The 4368-nt window shown below is 72.3% G+C and carries 3 protein-coding genes and 1 pseudogene; all 4 read right to left on the bottom strand.

What is annotated here, in order from left to right; all coding sequences use genetic code 11:
* Window positions 1-54: 54 nt before the first annotated feature.
* A complete protein-coding gene (locus ACFQ87_RS42965) occupies window positions 55-2196 on the bottom strand; it encodes a hypothetical protein (RefSeq protein WP_380616435.1) in 2142 nt (713 codons plus the stop codon).
* Window positions 2197-2198: 2 nt separating this feature from the next.
* On the bottom strand, window positions 2199-2510 hold the full coding sequence (locus tag ACFQ87_RS42960) for a hypothetical protein (RefSeq protein ID WP_380616433.1): 312 nt from the start codon (window positions 2508-2510) through the stop codon (window positions 2199-2201).
* A 252-nt stretch (window positions 2511-2762) separates the two neighbouring features.
* The gene (locus tag ACFQ87_RS42955; RefSeq protein ID WP_380616431.1) at window positions 2763-3833 is read right to left on the bottom strand and encodes a hypothetical protein; all 1071 of its coding nucleotides are present in this window, start codon (window positions 3831-3833) and stop codon (window positions 2763-2765) included.
* Window positions 3830-4368 (bottom strand): annotated as a pseudogene (locus tag ACFQ87_RS42950) (hypothetical protein); the annotation flags it as partial. The gene ACFQ87_RS42955 and the pseudogene ACFQ87_RS42950, both read right to left, overlap by 4 nt.

Genomic DNA, 4368 nt, shown 5'->3' with positions numbered 1-4368 from the left:
GGGGTGCCGGCGGCCGCGGCGGGTCGGGGCGGCGCCGGCCGGTCGGGGTGCGGGTCAGGCGTTGCCGCGGCCGAGGAAGTGGCCGGCGGTGGTGGCACTGGTGGAGCGGCGGTCGTGTGAGGCGTCCTCCACGACGTGGATCATGCTGCTGTCCGGGTCCATGCCGCGGTCCTTGGCCCAGCCGCTGACCAGGTGGGTCATCTCGTTGTTGGCGTCCAGGTAGGTGTCGGAGATCTGGGCGTTGGCGACGCTGTTGTTGTGGTCCTTCATCTGGTTGTCCCACTCCCAGGCCCAGGTGTCGACCAGGCGCTGGGCGCTGTCGCCGACCCACGGGATGAGGGTCGGCGGCGCGCCGATGACGTGGTACGCGACCTTGGCCTTCCAGTCGGCCTGGAGGTTGGCGTCGTCGCGCTGGCCCATCGCGACGTCCGCGCGGATCGCGTCGTAGACGCCCAGGCTCGCGGCGCCCTTGTTCATCACGTCCTGGATGTCGTTCTGCGAGGGGTTGGGCCCGATCGAGGACAGCTCCTGGGCGATCTTCGCGCTCTCGGCCTTGTGCAGGGTGGCATAGGCGTCGGGGTTGTCGGACAGGCCGCGCATGACGCGCACCAGGCTGTCCTCGCCGACGCCCATGTGCACCGTGCCGTTGCCGTCGGTCCACACCGAGCTGCCGTGGTCCGTGTACTGGGAGTTGCGGCCGTTGAAGATCTCGTGGGTGTCGTTGGTGTAGTCCGCCAGGGCGTTGGCCAGCGGCTGGCGCAGGGTGTCCTTGATCTTGTTGCCGCCCTGGCCCTCGTCCAGGGTGGTGATGGTGTCGTGCATGATCCGGGCCTGCGCCTCGGTGTGCTGCCCGGTGTGCGGGGCGCCGGCCGGCTGGCCGGTGGTCGCGGCCTCCAGCGCCGCGCCCAGACCGCTCTGGGACAGCGGGTCCGGGGCCTTGACCACGCCGGCGTAGGGGTTGGCGATCCAACCGTCCGGCCACTTGCGGTCCTTGAGCAGGTAGTGCAGGTGCTGGTTGCCGCCGCCCGAGTTCGGGTCCAGGTAGGCGGTGGCCGCATCCGGCTCGCGGCCCATGACGGACAGCACGTTGTCCAGCGGGTCGGCGCCCAGCGGGTCACCGCTGTGGCCGGCCTTGTAGCTCCACGCGTCGGGGTGCTTCTTCTCCGTCTCGGTGATGTCGTCGGCCAGGTCGGCGAGCATCGGGGCGGAGTACTTGCCGTCGCCCTTGGTCATCAGGGTGGTGAGGACCTGGTACCCGTACACCGGGTCCGTGTTGGATCCGTAGTTGTGGTAGCCGGCGTCCTTCACGCCCTGGCGCCAGCGGCGATAGAAGTCGGTGTTGGTGTCCTGGGTGGCGGAGGCCAGGGCATGGGTGAGGCCGCCCTGCAGGTCGGTGTAGGCGGCCTTCTTGTCGTCGCTCGGGCTGCCCAGCTTCTGGGCCAGCTTGATCATGCCGTCCGGGCCGAGCTTGTCGAGCAGCGCCTGGGAGAACCCGGGGTGGTCCGCCTTGTCCTTCATCAGGTCCTGCAGCTGCGAGAGCTGGCCGGGGTCGAGGCTGTCCAGGTTGGTGGCCAGGTCGTAGGCCTGCTGCGCGTCGCCGGCGTCCCCGCCGCCCACCGCCTTGCCGTTGAAGGTGGTGTCCAGCAGGTTGTCGGCCTTGGAGGCGCTGCGCAGGGCCGCGGCGATGCGCTCGTCGGCGCGGGTGGCGGCCTGGACGCCGGCGGCTATCGCCTTGGTCCACTTGTCGGCGGCGTCCTCGTACGACTGCCGGGCCTCGGGGTCGTGGTGCAGCGCCTGGCGGGTCGCCGGGTCGAGCGTGCTCTCGTCGAACACGGCGGTGCCGGTGCCGGTGACCTTGAAGCCGTCCTTGACCGCGCCGTCGGCGGCGTCGCGGGTCTGCTTCTGGGCCGCGGCGAAGTCGGTGTGCGCCTCGTCGAGCAGCGAGGCCATCGCGTTGGCCTCGGTCTGGGCGTCGACGATCTGGCCCTTGGTGGCGAGGAGTTGGGCGTTGGCCAGGCTGGCGGTGGTGCCGGTCCACCACTCGCCGGTCCCGGGGCCGGCGCCGGTCCCGCCCAGCACGTCCTGCTCCATGGTGGTCTGCATGGTGTGGAAGCGCGCGGCCATCGCGCGCCACTGGGTGGCGGCGGCGGACAGGGCGTCGGGGTTGGCGTCGAGTACGTCCTCGTATCCGAGCATGGTCACTGCACCTGGAGGGACTGGGCGATGGACAGGTTGGTGTTGCGGTAGTTGAACGAAGTCCCCTGCATCGCGGCGGCGTTGGCGTTCAGCCGGCCGGTCAGCTGCTGGACCTGCTGGTGCCACTCGTCCAGCGAGTCCTTCAGTGCCCCGGCGCTGGTCCAGCCCTTGAGCGCGGTGACGGCCGTCCCGGTCGCGTCGTTCGCGACCGCGCCGGCGGTGGGGCAGTCGTGGGCCAGGTTGACCAGCGTGCCGTGCGCCTTGTCCAACGCGTCGTGGTTGACCGCGAATCCGCCCGGTCCCGGTGTGCTCATCTGCCGATCCCCCATGTCTGATGGCCCGATGGTGTGGTGTGTTGTCCACGGGCGCCGATGATCGTAGCCCCGGGGGCCGGGGAATCGGCAAGGGATCCATCGCGGATTTGTCACCGTTTCGTCTCTATCCGGCAGGCGCGGCGGAAGCGAAGTGCCCTTCCCCCAGGGCCCGGTGACGCGACCGCCCGTCGGCCGGGTGGCCGACGGGCGGGCGTGAGGGGGGAAGGGCGAGGCCCGGGGCCCGAGGAGCGGTCAGGCGAGCAGGTCGGACTGGAGGGTGACGACCTGGCGGAAGGCCGCGGCGGGGACGCCCTGGGTGTTGGTCATGGTGACCACGGCCACCACGTCGGAGGCGGACAGGTACGCCAGGCGGGTGGTCGGCACCCCCTGGCCGGCGGTCGCCGGGGACTCCTTGAGCGTCACGTCGACGCCGTCGACGGTGTCCCAGTCGCCGTGCGGGGCGGTCTTCGCGTCGGGCGCGGCCTTGGCCGGGATGTCCGTGCGCGGGCTGGAGAAGGTGTTCCAGGCCTCGGCCGTGGAGCCGAAGCGCAGCAGCCGGATCTGGGTGCGGGTGCCGTCGGAGGCCGTCCACTCCCGGACGGTGGCCGCCCGGCACGCGTTCTGCAGGAGCAGCACGCGCAGCTTGGCCGGGTCCCTCTGCTCGGCGGCGATCGCGTCGCAGGGGACCCAGGAGGCGAGGGCCGTCCCGGCGGGCGCGGAGGGGGCGGCGGAGGCCGTGGGGGTGGTCGGGCTCGCGCTCGCCGAGGGTTCGGCGGAGGACGTGGCGGAGGAGGACGCCGAGGGGGTCGCGGTGGGCACCGGGAAGACCGGCGCGGTCAGGGAGCCGCCGGCCTCCTTGGGAGCGGGCAGCAGCAGGTAGCGCAGGTCCGCGTAGTGCAGCACCTTGCCCTTGGCGTCCGGCGCGGCCTTGCCCGAGGGCAGGGGCGGCAGGGTCAGGGGCGGGAAGGTGTAGCGGCCGTCGTTCGCGGTGGCCAGGCCCGGGATGTCGGTGCGCTCGGGGGTGGTGACGGCCATCGCGGCGCCGGTGCCGGCGAGGGCGAACACCAGGACGGCGCAGCTCCAGCGCACGGCGGCCTTGCGGCGGCGGTTGCGCCGAGCGGCCTGCTCCTCAGGGGTTTCCAGGGGCTCCTGGGTTTCCAGGGGCTCCTGGGTTCCGGGGGTCTGCGCGGCCTCGGGGGCCTCGCCGGCCTCCGGCGCCTCGGGGGCTGCCGGGGTCGCGGCGGGAGCCGGGGCCTCGGCGGAGGCGGGGGCCGGGGCGGTCGGGTCCGGCACGGACTGCGGCGCGGCGGGCTGGTCGGTCATGCGGACGCTCCCGGAAGGGCGAGGCGGTCGAGCTGCAGGGTGAAGAGAGCGACGATCTTGTCCTTGGGCAGCGGTGCCACGCCCTCGGTCTCCATGACCACCAGGAGGTCGCCCTCGGCGGCCGAGCACTCCAGGTGGTCGATCGGCGCGGACGGCGGCGCCGGCATCAGGTAGCAGTGCGCCTCGGGGTGGCCGGGGATCTGCGGGCCGACGCGGAAGATGCCGGTGTCGCCGGTGAACACCGCGGTGTACTCGTTGATCTTCTGCACCTCCTGCTGGTTGAACTGGCGCAGCCGGAGCCCGATCACCAGGTCGTCCCCGCTGCTGCGGTAGGTCCGTACGCCGGTGCCCTTGATGTGCAGGCCCTCCCAGTAGGAGCGGAGCTTCTCGCGCTTGTCCTTGGGGATCTCCTGGAGGTCGGCCTCCAGCTCGTCGGCCAGCTGCCCGGTGCCGTACTCGTTGTCGTTGCCGTAGCCGCCCTGGTCCGGGCCGAGTTCGTAGCCGGCCGGGACGGGCAGCAGCAGGTCGCGCAGGG

Origin of the sequence: Kitasatospora sp. NPDC056531 (genome assembly GCF_042794375.1) — a bacterium.
Lineage (GTDB): Bacteria > Actinomycetota > Actinomycetes > Streptomycetales > Streptomycetaceae > Kitasatospora.
Note: the sequence above shows the minus strand (reverse complement) of the source record. Positions and strands in the feature narration are given on the sequence as shown.

Coding starts and splice junctions, on each gene's coding strand:
- ACFQ87_RS42965 (WP_380616435.1), bottom strand. CDS start 2,196: ATGCTCGGATACGAGGACGTACTCGACGCCAACCCCGACGCCCTGTCC.
- ACFQ87_RS42960 (WP_380616433.1), bottom strand. CDS start 2,510: ATGAGCACACCGGGACCGGGCGGATTCGCGGTCAACCACGACGCGTTG.
- ACFQ87_RS42955 (WP_380616431.1), bottom strand. CDS start 3,833: ATGACCGACCAGCCCGCCGCGCCGCAGTCCGTGCCGGACCCGACCGCC.